Below are 17,317 nucleotides of genomic sequence, written 5' to 3' on the forward strand. Positions count from 1 at the left end.
CGAAGCGGGGCGAGGTATAGTGGCAGCTTCCCGGCTTCGCAAGCCGTGAGTTTCGGGTTCCTGTGGTCAAAGCGCGGCGCAAACCGGAATCATTGTCGAGCCTTGCCGGCCCAGCCCAATCATACCGGCCGTGCCAGATCGAGGACGCGCAATTCGGCGCTTTCATTGCCGCCCCAGCGGTTGAGGGTCAGCGTCGCGGCGAGATGGACGGTTTCGCCGCGCGCCGCCAGCAGGGCGCGGCCGAGCGGCTCCTGCGCGACGCGGAAGGCGATGCCGCCAATCGTCGCGCCGTCGCCGCTCCTGAGCTTGACCCGGACATGCCCGCCGCTGCCGATCTCGACCACATCGGTCAGGCGGTGCGCCGGAAAGACGAAGACCGGCTCGGGGCTGCCGGCGCCGAAGGGACCGGCACGCTCGATCTCCGCCAGCAGGCGCGGATTGGCGCCTCCCGCGCTGAGCGCGGCATCGATCCGCAGCGCCTCCGTTTCGCTCGCCGCGCCCATTTCGGCGGCGAGACGCTCGATCAGGAAGGCATGGAAGGCTTCGCCATGCCCCGCCGCCAGCGTGACACCGGCCGCCATCGCATGGCCGCCGCCCTTGACCGCGAGCCCGGCCTCGACGGCGGCGCGCACGGCACGACCGAGGTCGACGCCGGCGATCGAGCGGCCGGAGCCGGTGCCACCGCCGTCACCGTTGAGCGCCAGCGCGAAGGCAGGCCGGCGGAAGCGCTCCTTCAGCCTTGCCGCGACCAGACCGACGATGCCGGGATGCCAGTCCGCCGAACCGGCGAACAGCACGGCCATATCGGCATCGCGCATCAGCGCATGCTCGGCCTGGGACGTCGCCTCGATCACGGCCTGGCGCTCGATCTCCTGCCGCTCCTGGTTCAGCCGGTTGAGCTCGGCGGCAATGCCCCGCGCCTCGATCTCGTCGGCGGTGAGCAGGAGCCTCGCGCCCAGCGCCGCATCGCCAATGCGCCCGCCGGCATTGATGCGCGGGCCGAGCAGGAAGCCGAGATGCCAAGGCTGGACCGGGCCGTCGAGGCCGGCGACATCCATCAGCGCCGCCAATCCCGGCCGGGTGCGGCCGCGCAGCATGGCGAGCCCTTGGCGCACGAAGGCGCGGTTGAGGCCGCGCAGCGGTACGACGTCAGCGACCGTCGCCAGCGCCACGAGATCGAGCGCCGCCAGCAGATCGGGCTCGGCCCCGCGCGCGGCCCAGACACCCTGACGGCGCAATTCGGCACGCGTCGCGACCAACGCCAGGAAGACGACGCCGGCAGCGCAGAGATGGCCTAGCCCAGACAGATCGTCCTGGCGGTTTGGATTGACCAGCGCCTCGACCCCCGGCAGCCGCTCGGGCGCCTGGTGGTGGTCGAGAACGACGACATCGAGCCCGAGCCGTTTCGCCTCGGCCAGCGGCTCGTGGCTGGTCGTGCCGCAATCGACGGTGACGAGCAGCGTCGCGCCCTCGGCGGCGAGCTGGCGGATCGCCTCGCCGTTGGGCCCATAGCCCTCGATCAAGCGGTCCGGGATATGGATGCGCGGACGCGCTCCGGCTTCGCTCAGGAAGCTTGCCAGCAGTGCCGAGGAGCAGGCGCCATCGACATCGTAATCGCCGAAAATGGCGACCTGCTCGCGCGTCGCGACGGCTCGTGCAAGCCGAGCGGCCGCTGGTCGCATGTCGACCAGCGTGCCGGGATCGGGCAGGAGGTCGCGCAGCTTCGGCTCGAGATAGAGCGCGGCTTGATTGGGCTCGACGCCGCGCCCCGCGAGTAGGCGGGCGAGGATGTCGGGCATGCCCTCGAGCTGGGTCAGGGCCTCGGCGCGGCCAAGGCCAGCTGCATCGAGCCGGTCACGCCAGGGCCGGCCCAGCACGGAATGGGTGACGCCGAGAAAGGCGCGCGGGGTTTCGAGACTCATGACTCGACGGCGTCGCGCAGGCGCACCCGTTCGTCAACCATGGTGTTGCGGCAGCCGGGCGCGCCACGCGAGACGGTCAATCACGGACCGATCACTGTCCCCCGCGCGCGACCGCCTGGGACGGCGCAGGAACAGCCGGTCCCGATCACGCCGACATTGATCAGCGCGCAGGTCCGCACCGGCGTCGCGCAATAGCCGCCAGGCGCCACGACGACCCGCGTCGTGTAGGCGGGGTAGCTGTAGACGTAAGGGTCGTAGTAATATGGCGAGGCGATCGCGGCGCCGATGGCCGTGCCCGCCGCAAGGCCGGCGACACCCCAGCCCCAGCCGGAGTCCCAGCCGCGATAATAGCCGGGATAGCCCCAGCCGCGGCGCCAGCCCCAGCCGGCGCGGACATAGGGCCGGTTCCAGCCGCCGCCATACCAACCCGCGCCACGCCAGCCCGCTCCTCGCCAGCCCGCTCCTCGCCAACCTGCACCATGCCAGCCCGCGCCGCGCCAGCCGGCTCCACGCCAGGCTAGGCCGCCGCCATGCCATCCTCCACCATGCCATCCTCCGCCGCGCCAAGCGCCGCCGCCATGCCAGCCGCCTCGGGCGCCCCAGCCGCCTCCCCCGCCGAAATGTCGCTGGGCGGACGCTTCTTCAGCTGTGGCGATGACGAGGGGAAAGACGGCGGCGGCAAGCAGAAGGACGTGACGCATGGCACACTCCTACGACGAGACCATCGCAGAATAGCGCAAATTGACGTTACGGTAATGTCTTTTGATCGGTTTGGGCTGTCGATCAGCGGCGCGCGAGGCCGCAAAACGACGATAGCCGGGACAAGCCCGGCCAGCGCATTTCAATTGCCATATCTGACGGCCTCAGCCGCCAGCCTCAATCGAGCTTGAACTTGTCGAACTGGCGATGCTCGCCATAGATGCGGCGCACCGTGCCGGTGATCGAGCGATAGACGATCGTCTCGGTCTCGATGACGTCCTTGCCGAACTTGACGCCCTTGAGCATGCCGCCATTGGTGACACCGGTCGCGCAGACGATGGTGTCGCCCGAGGCCATCTCCTCCATGCTGTACTTCCGGTTCGGGTCGGAGATGCCCATGGTAAGGGCGCGCGCGCGCTTCTCCTCGGTGTCGAGGATCAGGCGGCCCTGCATCTGGCCGCCGACGCAGCGCAGGGCGGCTGCCGCCAGCACGCCCTCGGGCGCGCCGCCGATGCCGAGATAGAGGTCGATGCCGGTCTTGTGCGGCTCGGTGCAGTAGATCACGCCAGCGACGTCGCCGTCGGTGATCAGGCGGATCGAGCAGCCGGTCTTGCGGACCTCTTCGATCAGCTTGGCATGGCGCGGGCGATCCATGATCAGCGTCGAGATCTCGCTCGGCTTAACGCCCTTGGCCTTGGCCAGAGCATGGATGTTGTCGGTCGCCGAAGCGTCGAGATCGACCACGCCGCGGGCGTAGCCCGGGCCGATCGCGATCTTGTCCATGTAGACGTCGGGCGCGTTCAGCAGCTTGCCGGCCTCAGCCATCGCCATCACGGCGATGGAATCGGGCATGTCCTTGGCGCAGAGCGTCGTGCCCTCGAGCGGATCGACGGCGATATGGACCTTCGGGCCCTGCCGGGTGCCGACCTTTTCGCCGATGAAGAGCATCGGCGCCTCGTCGCGCTCGCCCTCGCCGATGACGATCTCGCCGTCGATCGGCAGGCGGTTGAGTTCACGCCGCATCGCATCGACCGCCGCCTGGTCCGCCGCCTTCTCGTTGCCGTGGCCGCGCAGGCGCGCCGCCGAGACCGCTGCGCGTTCGGTGACGCGCACCAGTTCCATCGAGAGATAGCGCTCGATGATCTGGGACGGAGAGATGCGAAGGTCTTCGGACATGAGCGGTTCCCTTTGTTTCAGCAATCGACAGCAGGCAGTCGTCGCGGTGCGGCAGCCGACAGCCTACTCCCGTTCGATACGGATGACTTGCGGCGGTTCGGCGACGTGGCCGTCGGCGGAGACTTTTTCCAGCGCTGCGCGGATCGCCGCCTCGGTGGTGGCATAGGTCACGAGCACGACTGGCACCGGCGCGCCGGAGCGTCCGGCGGGGTCGCGCGCGGCGGCCGCGGCCGAGCGGTGCTGCACGATGCTCTCAAGCGAAATGTCGGCCTCGGCCATGCGGGTCGCGATGCCCGCCGCCGCACCCGGCCGGTCGACGACGGCGAGGCGAACGTAATAGCCGCCCTCATGGCGCTGCATCGGCGCGCGGGCCGCGGTCTCGAGCCGCGCCACCGGCAGACCGAAGGGCATGCCCGCGGTACCACGCGCGATGTCGGCGATGTCGGCGACGACGGCAGAGGCGGTCGGATCGCCGCCGGCGCCCGGACCCACCAGCGTGAGTTCCCGAACGGCATCGGCATCGACGGTGACGGCATTGAGCACGCCCATGACCTGGGCGATGGCCGAGGATTTCGGCACCATGGTCGGGTGGACGCGCTGCTCGATGCCGGTCTTGGTGCGCTCGGCGACGCCGAGCAGCTTGATCCGGTAGCCGAGTTCGTCGGCCATCTTCAGGTCGAGCGGGGTGATCGAGGAAATGCCTTCGACATGAATCGCTTCGGCGTCGATCTTCGTGCCGAAGGCGAGGCTGGTCAGGATGGCGAGCTTGTGGGCGGTGTCATAGCCCTCGACGTCGAAGGTCGGGTCGGCCTCGGCATAACCCAGGCGCTGCGCGTCCTTGAGGCAGGCCTCGAAGGTCAGACCCTCCAGTTCCATCCGCGAGAGGATGTAGTTGCAGGTGCCGTTCAGGATGCCGTAGAGCCGCGTGACGCTGTTGCCGGCCAGCGCCTCGCGCAGCGTCTTCACGACCGGGATGCCGCCGGCGGACGAGGCTTCGAAGGCGAGCGCGACGCCGTTCTCCTCGGCCAGCGCCGCGAGCGCCACGCCGTGATGGGCGAGCAACGCCTTGTTGGCGGTGACGACCGATTTGCCGGCCGCGAGCGCGGCTTCGACGGCGGCCTTGGCCGGGCCGTCCGAACCGCCGACGAGCTCGACCAGGCAGTCGATCTCTCCGGACCTCGCCAGCGCGACCGGATCGTCGAACCAGGCCAGCCCGCCGAGATCGACGCCGCGATCACGCGTGCGGTCACGGGCCGAGACGGCGGTGACGCGGATGGCGCGGCCGCAGCGCTCGCTCAGCGCATTCTCCTGCCGGCGCAGGATGCGCAGCACGGAGGCGCCTACGGTCCCGAGGCCGGCAAGGCCGATACGCAAGGGTTTTGAAGGGACGGAAGAGGTCGCGATGCTCATGGGCGCGGGGTCGCATGAGGCGCGACCCGAGTCAACGGAGAGCGGCGCGCCGGAGCCTGCGAAATGTCGCCGAAATTAGTCGCGCTCGGCGGAAACGACGAAGGCCGCGATGGCTCCCTCGATCGGCCCCGAGCCGAACTGGCGCTCCAGCGCCTTCGCGACCGCCTCGGTCGCGGCCATGAGCCCCGGCGCGCCGCGCGCCTCGATCTCGCCGCGCATCGGCGTGCCCTGGCAGAAGCCCGTCGCGACATCGATCGCGGAAGCGGCGCGGGCGCGCTTCTCGACATGCTCGACGATCGGCCTGGCGAAGCCGCCGGCCATCACGTCGAGCTCGATCGTCCCGACATCATGATAGCCGTGCGGCGTGCGCTCGATGAAGCGCGGAGGATCGGCTGGAAATGTCTCGGCCAGCGCGTCCAATAGCACCGCAGTGAAGTCGTTGCGGGCGACAGCGTCCCAGGAGCTGAACAGATAGCGCCCACCCGGCCGCAGGACGCGCCGGACCTCGCGATGGCTCTTCGGCTTGTCGGGGAAGAACATCACCCCGAACTGGCAGACGGCGGTATCGAAGCTCTCATCCGCGAAGGGCAACCCGAGTGCGTCGGCCTGACGCCAGGCGATCCTGCCATCGCCCGACAGCCGGGCCGCGGCGAGGTCGAGCATCGGCTGGTTGAGGTCGGTCGCGACGATGCTCCCCCCGTCGAGACGCTCCGCCATCGCGCGTGTCAGCGCGCCCGTGCCTGCCGCGAGTTCGAGAATCCGAGCGGGGCGCAGGGCCATGACGCGTGCGGCCATGTCCTCAGCATAGGGCTGAAAGATCAGCGGTACGAGCAGCCGGTCGTAGACCTGCGGAACGGGACCGGCGAAAACCTTGTCCATCGCTTCCATGGCAGCACCTGTCGCAGCGCCCCTCGCGCAGGATAGCCCAGCGACCTATCCATCGAAACCGCATTGTTCTGACCCACGGGCAGCGGCCCGACATGTCTCACCCGAAGCGGCAGACGACCTCGGCTGCCAGCCGCCGCAGCTTGCCGTCGGCGAAGGTCAGGTGGATGCGCAGCAGATTGGTGCCGAAGGCGGTGGCCTTGACGGTGTGCAGGGCCTCCAGCGTGTCGCCGGTCCAGGTCGTCGCGTTCTCGATCGCCGGCGTCCAGAACCAGGGCCGCGGGGGGACGATGCCGACCGCCGCGAGGATCTTTTCCGCCTGCGCCTGCTCGATGCCGGCTGGCAAGTAACGCGCCACGATCTCGGTCGCGTCGCGGCCACACTCGCGAGCAGTCGTCGCCGCCAGCACATCGGCTACCAGGGCCGAATCCGTCTGGGGCACGCGACCGCGCGAATAATCATAGGTCGTAACGAGGCAGATGAGCGCGAACAGGCCGACACCGACCCCGACCAGATGGCCTCTGCTGAACATCGCGCGCCGGACCCCCAGTCACCGGACGAGCCTGTCCGTGCCGAGGGGTTCCCATGTTTTGATGGCGCGGTCCAGTCCGGCGCGGCCGAGACGCGCCCTACCCCGCCTTCGGCATCTGGATGATGTTGTGCAGTCGGTCGTCCGCCGTCTTGAGGAAGCGGCCGACATTGCGGGCGGCCTGGCGGATGCGCTGCTCGTTCTCGACGATGGCGATGCGGACGTAGTCGTCGCCATGCTCGCCGAAGCCGATGCCCGGCGCGACCGCGACCTCGGCCTTCTCGATCAGGAGCTTCGAGAACTCCAGCGAGCCGAGATGGCGGAACTTCTCGGGGATCGGCACCCAGGCGAACATCGATGCGTTGGGCGCGGGAAACTCCCAGCCGGCCTTGCCGAAGCTCTCGACCAGCGCGTCGCGGCGCTTGCGATAGGTTTCGCGCATCTCGCGGATGCAGTCGTCGGGGCCGTTGAGGGCGGCGGCCGCCGCAACCTGGATCGGCGTATAGGCGCCGTAGTCGAGATAGGATTTCACGCGCGCCAGCGCCGCCAGCAGGCGCTCATTGCCGACGGCGAAGCCCATGCGCCAGCCGGCCATGGAGAAGGTCTTCGACATCGAGGTGAATTCGACGGCGACGTCGATCGCGCCCGGCACCTGCAGCATCGAGGGCGGCGGGTCGCTCTCGTCGAAATAGACCTCGGCATAGGCGAGGTCGGAGAGCAGGATCAGATCGTGCTTCTTCGCGAAGGCGACCAGGTCGCGGTAGAAGTCGAGCGAGGCGGTATAGGCGGTCGGGTTCGCCGGGTAGCAGGTGACGAGCGCGATCGGCTTGGGCACCGAATGCATCACGGCCCGCTCCAGCGCCGGGAACATCGCCGGGGTCGGCTCGGCCGGAACCGAGCGGATGACACCGCCCGCCATCAGGAAGCCGAAGGCGTGGATCGGATAGCTCGGATTCGGCACCAGAACGACGTCGCCCGGTCCAGTGATGGCCTGCGCCATATTGGCGAAGCCTTCCTTCGAGCCCAGCGTCGCCACGACCTGCGTCTCGGGGTTGAGCTTCACGCCGAAGCGGCGCTCGTAATAGCTGGCCTGGGCGCGGCGCAGCCCGCCGATGCCCTTGGAGGCCGAGTAGCGGTCAGTGCGCGGCTTGCCGGCGGTCTCGACCAGCTTCTCGATGACGTGCTTCGGCGCCGGCAGGTCCGGGTTGCCCATGCCGAGATCGACGATGTCGACGCCCTTGGCGCGTTCGGCGGCCTTGATCTTGTTGACCTGTTCGAAAACGTAAGGCGGCAGGCGCTTGATGCGATGAAAATCGGCCATTTCGAACAGTTCCTTCGCCGGACCCGGCAAATATCTCAGAGGGCGAGGGGGACTATCGACGCCCTGCCTGGGCGCCTTTCCCGCAGCGCTTGATTCAGATCGTTGCGCGGCAGACGCCTCGCGCCGCATCTTTGGTCACGAGAGGCCAGAAAACGCAAGATTCAATCAGCGCCAAATGTCGCAATGCGACAGCTTCACAGCCGTCGGGCTATCGTCAGTTGGTCGGCAGGACCGCCGGCTTGGGCGCCGGCGTAGCGCCAAGCGCCTTGGCCTGCGTGCCCGCCGCCTCGTTGGCCGCGCGCTTGGCCTCGAGTTCAGCCTCGATCTTCTTGAACTCCGCCCTTGGCTTGCAACCCTCGTTGGGCTTGCGGGAGTCGGGCTGGAAGGTGAAATGCGCAGCCTGCCCGGCGGGCACGAAGGGCGCAGGGGCCGGGGCATCACCCTGACAGAGCGGATCGACGGGAAATGCCCTGCCGATCGGCATATAGGCCGGGTCGGCCGGCCGCGTTTCCCGCACAAACGGCTTGGCCTCGCCCGCGGTCGTCGCCATGCCGGCCGCCTCCGCGATCGCCTTGGTGCCCTCACCGGCGCAGCCTGCCGCAGCCATGCCGACAGCGGCCAGGAGCAGCACCGGCAGGAGCGGCGTTTTAGTCGGCAGACAGAACGGCATGGCGTGATCCGGCGGGGTTGCGTAATTCTTTTTGTAATCCATATCGGCTACGTCCTTAATAGGACCAAAATGGGGAGCAAGCAGCATCCTCACAGAAGACTGCGATGGGGAGAACGAAATGAACCGGCGAGCGGACGAGAAGCCCGCGGATACGAGCGCCTCAAACGACGCGCCGGTGCCGGATTTCGACCAGTTCGCGCAGAACATGGGCCGCCTGGTCGAGGAATACGGCAAGGTCACCGCCGCCTATCTTAAGCCGATCGAGCGTGGCGAGGCCAAGGGCGGCCAGGCCGACGAAGCCAGCGAGATGGTCAAGACGCTCGGCCGCGTTGCCGAGAAATGGGTGTCCGACCCGCGCAAGATCATCGAGGCGCAAGCCTCGATCACCGGCGACTTCCTGCACCTCTGGAGCAACATGCTCAAGCGCGCCGGTGGCGAGGAAGCCAAGCCGGTCGCCGAGCCGGACAAGCGCGATGCCCGCTTCACCGATCCGGACTGGTCGGGCCATCCAATGTTCGACTTCATCAAGCAGGCCTATCTGATCGGCTCGCGCTGGGCCGAATCGATGGTCGACAAGGCCGAGGATCTCGATCCGCACACCCGCGAGAAGGCTCGCTTCTACGTCAAGCAGATCGCGAGCGCGCTCTCGCCCACGAACTTCGTCGCGACCAATCCGGAATTGCTGCGCGAGACGCTGCGGCAGAACGGCGAGAATCTCGTCCGAGGCATGAAGATGCTGGCCGAGGACATCGAGGCCGGTGGCGGCGAGCTCAAGATCCGCCAGTCCGACCCCGGCGCCTTCCAGATCGGCGTCAACATCGCCTCGACGCCCGGCAAGGTGATCTTCCGCGACGAGATCATGGAACTGATCCAGTACGCGCCTGCGACGGAGACGGTGCTGAAGCGCCCTCTCCTGATCGTGCCGCCCTGGATCAACAAGTTCTACATTCTCGACCTCAATGCCGAGAAGAGCTTCATCCGCTGGTGCGTGGCCCAGGGACTGACCGTGTTCTGCATCTCCTGGGTCAACCCGGACGAGCGCCACGCGGACAAGGATTTCGAGAGCTACATGCGCGAGGGCATCTTCGCCGCGCTGGAGGCGATCGAGCAGGCGACGGGCGAGACATCGGTCAGCGCGATCGGCTATTGCGTCGGCGGCACGCTCCTCGGCGTGACGCTGGCCTATATGGCTGCGACCAACGACAAGCGCATCGACAGCGCGACCTTCTTCACGACCCAGGTCGATTTCTCCAAGGCGGGCGAGCTCTCCGTCTTCGTCGACGAGGACCAGATCCGCGCCGTCGAGGAACAGATGACCAAGAGCGGCTATCTCGACGGCTCGCGCATGGCCGGCGCCTTCAACATGCTGCGCCCCAACGACCTGATCTGGTCCTACGCGATCAACAATTACCTCAAGGGCAAGGCGCCGACGCCGTTCGACCTGCTTTACTGGAACTCCGATTCGACACGCATGCCGGCGGCGAACCACTCCTTCTACCTGCGCAACTGCTATCTTGAGAACAAGCTCTCCAAGGGCGAGATGCGGATCGGGGGCAAGCTGCTGGACCTGGGGAAGGTCAAGATACCCGTCTACAATCTCGCCACGCGGGAGGACCATATCGCTCCGGCGCAGTCGGTCTTCATCGGTTCGCAGCGCTTCGGCGGTCCGGTCGACTATGTCGTGGCCGGCTCCGGCCATATCGCCGGGGTGGTGAATCCTCCGGCCAAGGTCAAGTATCAGTACTGGACGGGCGGAGCTCCCACAGGCAGCTACGAGGACTGGATCACCGGTGCCAGCGAACATCCCGGCTCCTGGTGGCCGCATTGGTTCGCATGGCTGGAAAAGCAGGCCCCCGAGCGCGTGACGGCGCGCGTGCCCGGCGACGGCAAGCTGCCGGCACTCGAGGATGCGCCGGGGACCTATGTGCTGAAGAAGGCTTGAGGGAAACGCGGTTTACCAGCAGTGACGGATACCCCGCCGTGCTTGAGACAATCAATCTAGCGCATCGGAAAAATATTAGGTTTGAGCGGGCGATCTGACGCATGGTCCATATACTGGCCAAACATTTGCGGTCTGAATTTCTGGCAGTACCTGAGCTCGTTCGTTTCGACATGAGCCTGGGTCAAAATGGACCCGAGCCCACCCTCCTTATCAAAGCAAATTCGTTATCGCTTAAGTACATTTTGCGCCACAAATCACTTCGAATAATGGTCGCACAACTTGAGAGTAAAATTGCCTATGCTGTAGAAATCCCTGACGATCCCAATTTTCCAGCGTGGGCTTGGTCTCTGATCGAACTACCTGCCGAGGCCTCTGCGCTAGATACTTTGATTACCAACCCAAGATGCGTGGCTTTTCTCTTCAACGAGCTCGCCGTGAGCATCGCATGGGCTGAATTAAATATTCAAATCGCTCCTTCCTTAAGAAAAGCTTTGAAAGATATTCAATTCCATAACAACTCAGATCGGACAAGTGAGGATTTGGTCGCGCATAAGATCGACAATATCCGAAAACAAATCGATCCTGATACTGATTTATTCCATTTCCAGAACATAGCCTGGAACGATCTTCATGCAGTCTACATCACAAACAATCTCGGCAGCAGCAGCTTATCGCTCTTTAGTAGGGATGAAGGCGGCCAGCAAGAAGAGATAGCAGTATGGCTGACTGATGGCCTTCACCCAAAAGGGTGCGTAAAGAGTCCGCAAGTTCAGGAAAAAAGGCCTCGAGAACTCTCCGATATCCTCCTTAGCTATGAATTTGGAGCATTTTTGATCGAATCGAAATCGCTGAGCATTTTAACGCGGGAGAGTGTTCCCGATCGGCAGAAGCTCACAAGCGACCTGATAAAGCACATCACAAAAGCAACAAGGCAGCTCGTTGGCGGCATACGCAACCTAAGAAGTGGTCTTCCGATCACAGATTCCTTTGGCACACCCATAACGGTTGAACGCGAAAAGCCTCCTCATACAATTATTTTGGTGCCAGATCTGAGTTTACTACAGGCCGCGACAGAATTTGGTCCAGACTTCATTATAAGATTTATGAATGACACTGGCGGATTTATTCACATACTCGATCCAGCAAATTTGCTACGAGCAGTGCAGGCAGCAGAAATGATCGCTACAAGATCCCAAAATCTGACAAAAATGATGGGCCTTGATTGGTACTTGCTAAAGCGCTTCGAAATTGCCAAGGAAAAGACAACGCCTTACTTCAATGTACTTTTTCGCAATAATATACCGTGACCAAATATGTAACCGAGTAAAATTCGTAGCGCATATAATTGTAAATGCAAAAGCCGGCCCAAAGGCCGGCTTTTCAGTCGATCAGGCTCGCGCCCTCAGAACTTCCGGACCACCGGCTGGACCGGGATCGTCTGCGCCGGATCGTCCCAGCGGTAGGTCAGGCCGGCCGAGACGATGTGGATATAGGGCTTGGCTTCGGCGGTGAAGAAGACCGGGCCCTGCTGCGGGTGGCTGCCGGTATAGTTCACGGTGGCCTTGTTAACATGGATGTAGGTGTAGCCGAGATCGAGCTTGAGCCTGTCCGTGACCTGGTAGCTGGCGCCCGCCGAGAGCCAGAGCCGGTCGTTGTCGGAGATGAACACCGTGCGGTTGGTGTCGTTCACGGCCGAGAGTTCGTAGGCGACGCCGGCGCGCAGCGTCAGGTCCCGGTTGTACTTGTATTCGAGGCCGGCGCTGAAGAACCAGCTATCGTCATATTCGAAGTTGAGGCTGCTGATCGCCCGGCCGCTGATCTGGCTCACGATCGGGATGCGGCGGAAGCGGCTCCAATTGGTCCATTCGACGCCGAGATGCGCCTGCCACTGGTCGTTGATGACTTGCGAAACGCCGAAGACGGCCGAATCGGGCAGGTTCAGATTGGCACTGATCGGGGAAATGCCGGCGGGCGTGGAGATCGTGCCTTCGAGCGTCTGCCGGATCGAGGAGCGATAGGCGAGACCGATCGTCGTGCCCTGCCACGGCGTCAGCGTCGCACCGACGCGGTATCCGTAGTCGACCGAATCGCCTTCGAGGATCTGGTTCGGAGCCGCCGCGCCGACGGCCTGGCCGATCGTCGCGCCGGTCGCATTCTTCAGATTGGTCTTCAGATACTGAATCTGGAAGGCCGCACCGATGGAGAGCCAGTCATTGATCTTGAAGCCGACCGTCGGCGAGACGTTGTACGTGCCGAGCCTGGCCGAGCGACCGTAGACCTGGCCGGCATAGACCTGGTTTTCGGGCTTCGAGCGCAGGCCGAAGGGCGCGCCGGTGGTTAGACCGACCCAGAACCGGTCGTTGACCTGCCAGGCGGAATAAGATGCCGGGATGAAGGCGCCATCGCCGCCGATATTGCCGCCGCCGTTCTGAACCGGGCTGGCCGGCCCATTGGGGGCGCCCAAACGCGTCACCGAGGTCGGATCATACGATCCGTTGGCGTTGAGATAGGTGAAGTTCCAGTTGCTGTTTCGGCCCGGGAACATCGTGATCGTCGCCGGGTTCCAGGCCATCGACCCCATGCCGATACCGCCGGACGCCGCTCCCGCATAGGCCATGCCGAGGCCCTCGGCACTCTGGCCGCTGCGGATGGCGAAGGAACTCGCCTGGGCCGCGCCGGCGGCGAGAAGCGCCGCAACTGAGACCGTGGCCACGGCGGCCGTCCGAACGATGCCCTTCATCAAATCCACCCTATCCATTGTTTCTCCGGGGCTAGGCTGCCCCGCTCGAGGACGAGCATGACCCGAGGCGTTTGCCGCCGCAATCCCGCCCTCAATGCCGTGATTCTGCCCTGCCGTCGCCTTGTTGCGCCGGGAAAGTGGCAAAACCGGCCGAAATCGTCGATTTTTTGCGTTGCCGGCTCGAAGCCCCCTCGAAACATATCGTTTATATAAGAACTATCTCGGCTTTTGGCCGATTTGGCTCGCAACGCGCCATTAACGCTCAATCAACAAGCACGCCGCTTTCGCAAACGGCGTTGCATTCACGCAACAATCGGGCCGGCTGCCGCGGGCAGTCGCGCCATGTGCGCGAACGGGCTTGTCTTTGGCTGCGCCATCCGGTCAGGATCACGGCCCAATTAGATCGTTTGAAACGGGGGAAACCACGTGAAACTACTACGTTACGGTGTTCCGGGCCAGGAAAAGCCTGCCCTTCTCGATGCGAAGGGTGTCGTGCGAGACCTCTCCGGCACGATCCCGGATCTCGCTGGCAAGGCGCTGACCTCGGCCTCGCTGGCGAAAATCAAGGCAATCGACCCCGAATCACTCCCGGCCGTCTCCGGCTCGCCGCGCATCGGCGCCTGTGTCGGCGATGTCCACAACTTCATCGCGGTCGGCCTGAACTTCGCCGATCACGCCGCCGAGACCGGGGCCGAGATCCCCAAGGAGCCGATCCTCTTCAACAAGGCGCCGAACTGCATCGTCGGCCCGAATGACGACGTCATCATTCCCAAGGGTTCGAAGAAGACGGACTGGGAAGTCGAGCTCGCGATCGTCATCGGCGATGGCGGCTCCTACATCCCCGAGGACAAGGCCATGGCGGCGATCGCCGGCTTCTGCATCTGCAACGACGTTTCGGAGCGTGAGTTCCAGACCGAACGCGGCGGCCAGTGGGCCAAGGGCAAGGGCTGCCCGACCTTCGGCCCGCTCGGTCCCTGGCTGGTGACGACGGACGAGGTCAAGGACGTCCAGAACCTCGGCATGTGGCTCGAAGTCGATGGCGAGCGCGTCCAGAACGGCTCGACCAAGACGATGATCTTCGGCGCCGCCTATCTCGTCCACTACATCAGCCAGTTCATGCGGCTGGATCCGGGCGACGTCATCACCACCGGCACGCCTCCCGGCGTCGGCCTCGGCTTCAAGCCGCCGCGCTTCCTGAAGGGCGGTGAGGTCGTGAAGCTCGGCATCGAGGGCCTCGGCGAGCAACAGCAGAACTTCAAGACCTATCAGGGCTGAGGTTTTCCTTCTCCCCTCGGGGGAGAAGGTGTCTGCGCAGCAGACGGATGAGGGAAGGGTCGCGCAAGCGGCCCTTTCTTGCTTCCGGAGAGGCTCTGCCCTCATCCGTCGCGGCTTCGCCGCGCATCCTTCTCCCCGGGGGAGAAGGATGCGCGCCTCACTTCTCCGGCAGGCCCAGCATCAGCCGGATGTTCTGGACGGCGGCGCCAGAGGCGCCCTTGCCGAGATTGTCGAGCTTGGCCACGAGCACGGCCTGCTTGAGACCGTCGTCGCCGAATACGCGCAGTTCCAGCTTGTTCGTGTCGTTCAGCGCTTCCGGCTCGAGCTTGCCGCCGGCCTGGGCCGCCGGCACGACGCTGACATAGGTCGAGCCGGCATAGTGCTCGGCGAGGGCGTCTTCCAGATCGGCCGCCTTCGGCTTGCCGGGCAGCAGGTCGAGATGAACAGGCACCGAGACCAGCATGCCCTGCCGGAAATTGCCGACCGACGGCACGAAGATCGGCCGCCGCGTCAGCCGCGCATATTCCTGCAGCTCGGGCAGATGCTTGTGCTTCAGGCCGAGCCCGTAGAGCTCGAAGGCCGGCGCCGTGCCCGCCTCATAAGCCTCGATCATGCTCTTGCCGCCGCCGGAATAGCCGGAGACCGCATTGATGGTGACGGGATGGTCCTGCGCCAGCAGACCGGCATCGACCAGCGGCCGCAGCAGCGCGATCGCGCCGGTCGGATAGCAGCCGGGGTTGGAGACCCGGTTGGCATTGGCGATCTTGGCGGCATGGCCGTGCTCAAGCTCGGCGAAGCCATAGACCCAGCCCGGCGCGACACGGTGGGCGGTCGCAGCATCGACGATCTTGGGCGCATCGCCGCCGAGTTCGTCGGCGAGCGCGACGGATTCCTTGGCCGCATCGTCGGGCAGGCAGAGCACGACGAGATCGACCGCAGCCATCATGTCCTTGCGGGCGGCAGGATCCTTGCGCTTGTCGGGGTCGATGCTCCTGACGACGACCTCGGGCACCGCCGCCAGCCGGTCGCGAATGCCGAGGCCCGTGGTGCCGGCCTCGCCGTCGATGAAGATCGATTTCAAATTCTGGCTCATCTGGACCCCCGATGGGTGAGAAAGCGACCTGTCGGCCTGCAAGATAGTTGGTTGGCTTCAGGCATAAAAAAACCGCGCTCGGGGCGCGGTCGCGGGCGTTCGGACTGCAAGCCGAGCGTCATCGCGGTCGCGCAGGGGCGGCCGTGACAGGGCGACGTCGGGACAGGTTCGTGGTCATGAGGTCGATATGAGGGAGGGAGGGCGCGCTGTCAATCGGCCGCGTCATTCTCGGGCGAAGCGAAGTGCAGACCCGAGAATCTCAGGAACGAGATGCGGCTGGAGCTTTTCCGGCATGAGATGCTCGGGACAAGCCCGAGCATGACGCACATAACCCAATCCCATGAATCGCTTGCGACCGATCCCTGCCAAACCGATTCCGCCTGCTCACACTCGGATTCAACCGCGCAGCTTCAGCGCCAGCGCCTGGATATAGTGCTGCACCAATGCCGAGCCGGCGATGGCCGTCGCGTCCGCATGGTCATAGGGTGGCGAGACCTCGACCACGTCCATGCCGCGGAAGTCGAGATCGCGGATGCCCCAGACCAGGCGCAGCGCCTCGTCCGAGGTGAAGCCGCCGGCGACCGGCGTGCCCGTGCCCGGCGCGAAGGCCGGGTCGATCGCGTCGATGTCGAAAGTCAGATAGGCCGGCCCCTCCCCGACGCGCTGCCTGATCCGCACGATCGTTCCGGCGATCCCGAGTTCATGGGCGGCGTAGGCGTCGAGCACTTCGATGCCGCAATCGCGCGGAGCGACCGTGCGCAGGCCGATCTGGATCGAGCGCTCGACATCGATCAGCCCCTCGCGCACCGCCTCCAGCACGAAGGAACCGTGGCTGATCGCACCGACGCCGTCATCCCAGGTGTCCTGATGCGCGTCGAACTGGACGAGCGCGAGCTTGCCGTGGCGGGCCACATGGGCGCGCAGCAGCGGGAGCGTGACGAAGTGGTCGCCGCCGAGCGTCACGAGATGCGCGCCAGCGGCGATGATGCCGGCAGCCTCGTGCTCGATCGCGCGGGCGCAGCCCTGCAGATCGCCGCGCGGCAGTAGACAATCGCCGTAGTCGACAGCGGTGAGATGCTCGAACGGGTCGATGCGGGAGGGGTACTGCGCATCGCCGTCAAAGATCGCGCTGGCCCGGCGCAGCGCCTGCGGCCCGAAGCGCGTGCCCGGGCGGTTGGAGACGGCAAGATCGAAGGGCACGCCCCAGATCACCAGATCGCAGCCTGAGACGTCCTTGGAGTAGCGGCGGCGCATGAAGGAGAGCGCGCCGGCATAGGTCGGGTCGAGCGCCGGCCCGCGTCTGTCGCCAGTGAAGGCATGGTCGATCGGCGGCGTGTCGGCGGGCTCGGTCACGTCAGTCATCCGGCATGTCAGCGGCGGGAATTGGCGAGCCAGACATAGAGGCACCAGGGCAGGATCAGGGCGAGGGCCGAGAGCACCAGCCGCAGCGTCGTCCAGGCGACCGGATGCTGAAGTGCGCGGCCGTCGAGTTCCGGCACGCCATGGATCAGCCCGAGCGCGAAGGCCGGCGCCAGGAAGATCACCAGCGCGTTGAAGATGCGGTGGCCGCGCGGCAGGTCCTGCCGCGCCAGCGCCATCAGGGCCGGCACAGCGATCATGCCGAAGGCGATCAGGATCAGGAGGACGCGCATGAA

15 protein-coding genes are annotated in these 17,317 nt (G+C 65.4%); 3 read left to right on the plus strand and 12 right to left on the minus strand.

Annotated elements, in window-relative coordinates; all coding sequences use genetic code 11:
* Window positions 1–119: 119 nt before the first annotated feature.
* From recJ to AC1RMY_RS17605, 8 genes are all read right to left on the minus strand, one after another.
* The gene (gene recJ / locus AC1RMY_RS17570) at window positions 120–1,922 is read right to left on the minus strand and encodes a single-stranded-DNA-specific exonuclease RecJ (protein WP_492866665.1); all 1,803 of its coding nucleotides are present in this window, start codon (window positions 1,920–1,922) and stop codon (window positions 120–122) included.
* An 80-nt stretch (window positions 1,923–2,002) separates the two neighbouring features.
* Window positions 2,003–2,623: a hypothetical protein gene (locus tag AC1RMY_RS17575; RefSeq protein ID WP_492866667.1), complete on the minus strand. Its 621-nt coding sequence runs from the start codon at window positions 2,621–2,623 to the stop codon at window positions 2,003–2,005.
* Window positions 2,624–2,798: 175 nt separating this feature from the next.
* Window positions 2,799–3,797: a class II fructose-bisphosphatase gene (glpX, locus tag AC1RMY_RS17580; RefSeq protein WP_492866668.1), complete on the minus strand. Its 999-nt coding sequence runs from the start codon at window positions 3,795–3,797 to the stop codon at window positions 2,799–2,801.
* Window positions 3,798–3,860: 63 nt separating this feature from the next.
* The gene (locus AC1RMY_RS17585) at window positions 3,861–5,207 is read right to left on the minus strand and encodes a homoserine dehydrogenase (protein WP_492866670.1); all 1,347 of its coding nucleotides are present in this window, start codon (window positions 5,205–5,207) and stop codon (window positions 3,861–3,863) included.
* Window positions 5,208–5,282: 75 nt separating this feature from the next.
* Window positions 5,283–6,095, minus strand: a complete 813-nt coding sequence (locus AC1RMY_RS17590) for a class I SAM-dependent methyltransferase (RefSeq protein WP_492866672.1) — start codon at window positions 6,093–6,095, stop codon at window positions 5,283–5,285.
* A gap of 97 nt (window positions 6,096–6,192) precedes the next feature.
* Window positions 6,193–6,624: a hypothetical protein gene (locus AC1RMY_RS17595; protein WP_492866674.1), complete on the minus strand. Its 432-nt coding sequence runs from the start codon at window positions 6,622–6,624 to the stop codon at window positions 6,193–6,195.
* Window positions 6,625–6,721: 97 nt separating this feature from the next.
* The gene (locus AC1RMY_RS17600) at window positions 6,722–7,942 is read right to left on the minus strand and encodes an LL-diaminopimelate aminotransferase (RefSeq protein ID WP_492866675.1); all 1,221 of its coding nucleotides are present in this window, start codon (window positions 7,940–7,942) and stop codon (window positions 6,722–6,724) included.
* Window positions 7,943–8,156: 214 nt separating this feature from the next.
* Window positions 8,157–8,612, minus strand: coding sequence for a hypothetical protein (locus tag AC1RMY_RS17605; protein WP_492866677.1), 456 nt, complete (start codon window positions 8,610–8,612; stop codon window positions 8,157–8,159).
* 118 nt (window positions 8,613–8,730) lie between these two features.
* On the opposite strand from AC1RMY_RS17605, the gene phaC reads away from it, so the two are divergent.
* Both phaC and AC1RMY_RS17615 read left to right on the plus strand, forming a co-directional pair.
* Complete coding sequence (gene phaC, locus AC1RMY_RS17610) at window positions 8,731–10,554, plus strand: class I poly(R)-hydroxyalkanoic acid synthase (RefSeq protein ID WP_492866679.1); 1,824 nt, start codon at window positions 8,731–8,733, stop codon at window positions 10,552–10,554.
* Window positions 10,555–10,655: 101 nt separating this feature from the next.
* A complete protein-coding gene (locus AC1RMY_RS17615) occupies window positions 10,656–11,861 on the plus strand; it encodes a hypothetical protein (RefSeq protein ID WP_492866680.1) in 1,206 nt (401 codons plus the stop codon).
* Window positions 11,862–11,956: 95 nt separating this feature from the next.
* Here AC1RMY_RS17615 and AC1RMY_RS17620 read toward each other — a convergent pair whose 3' ends face one another.
* Complete coding sequence (locus AC1RMY_RS17620; protein ID WP_492866681.1) at window positions 11,957–13,294, minus strand: OmpP1/FadL family transporter; 1,338 nt, start codon at window positions 13,292–13,294, stop codon at window positions 11,957–11,959.
* Window positions 13,295–13,720: 426 nt separating this feature from the next.
* On the opposite strand from AC1RMY_RS17620, the gene AC1RMY_RS17625 reads away from it, so the two are divergent.
* Window positions 13,721–14,569 (plus strand): fumarylacetoacetate hydrolase family protein, encoded by an 849-nt coding sequence (locus AC1RMY_RS17625; protein ID WP_492866683.1) that lies wholly within the window; start codon window positions 13,721–13,723, stop codon window positions 14,567–14,569.
* Window positions 14,570–14,726: 157 nt separating this feature from the next.
* On the opposite strand, the gene argC is transcribed toward AC1RMY_RS17625, so the two are convergent.
* From argC to AC1RMY_RS17640, 3 genes are all read right to left on the minus strand, one after another.
* On the minus strand, window positions 14,727–15,662 hold the full coding sequence (argC, locus tag AC1RMY_RS17630) for an N-acetyl-gamma-glutamyl-phosphate reductase (RefSeq protein WP_492866684.1): 936 nt from the start codon (window positions 15,660–15,662) through the stop codon (window positions 14,727–14,729).
* 396 nt (window positions 15,663–16,058) lie between these two features.
* Window positions 16,059–17,015, minus strand: a complete 957-nt coding sequence (gene speB, locus AC1RMY_RS17635) for an agmatinase (protein ID WP_492866686.1) — start codon at window positions 17,013–17,015, stop codon at window positions 16,059–16,061.
* 17 nt (window positions 17,016–17,032) lie between these two features.
* Window positions 17,033–17,314: a hypothetical protein gene (locus tag AC1RMY_RS17640; RefSeq protein WP_492866688.1), complete on the minus strand. Its 282-nt coding sequence runs from the start codon at window positions 17,312–17,314 to the stop codon at window positions 17,033–17,035.
* Window positions 17,315–17,317: the final 3 nt, after the last annotated feature.

Source organism: Allobosea sp. GW822-FHT03F07 (genome assembly GCF_058801345.1).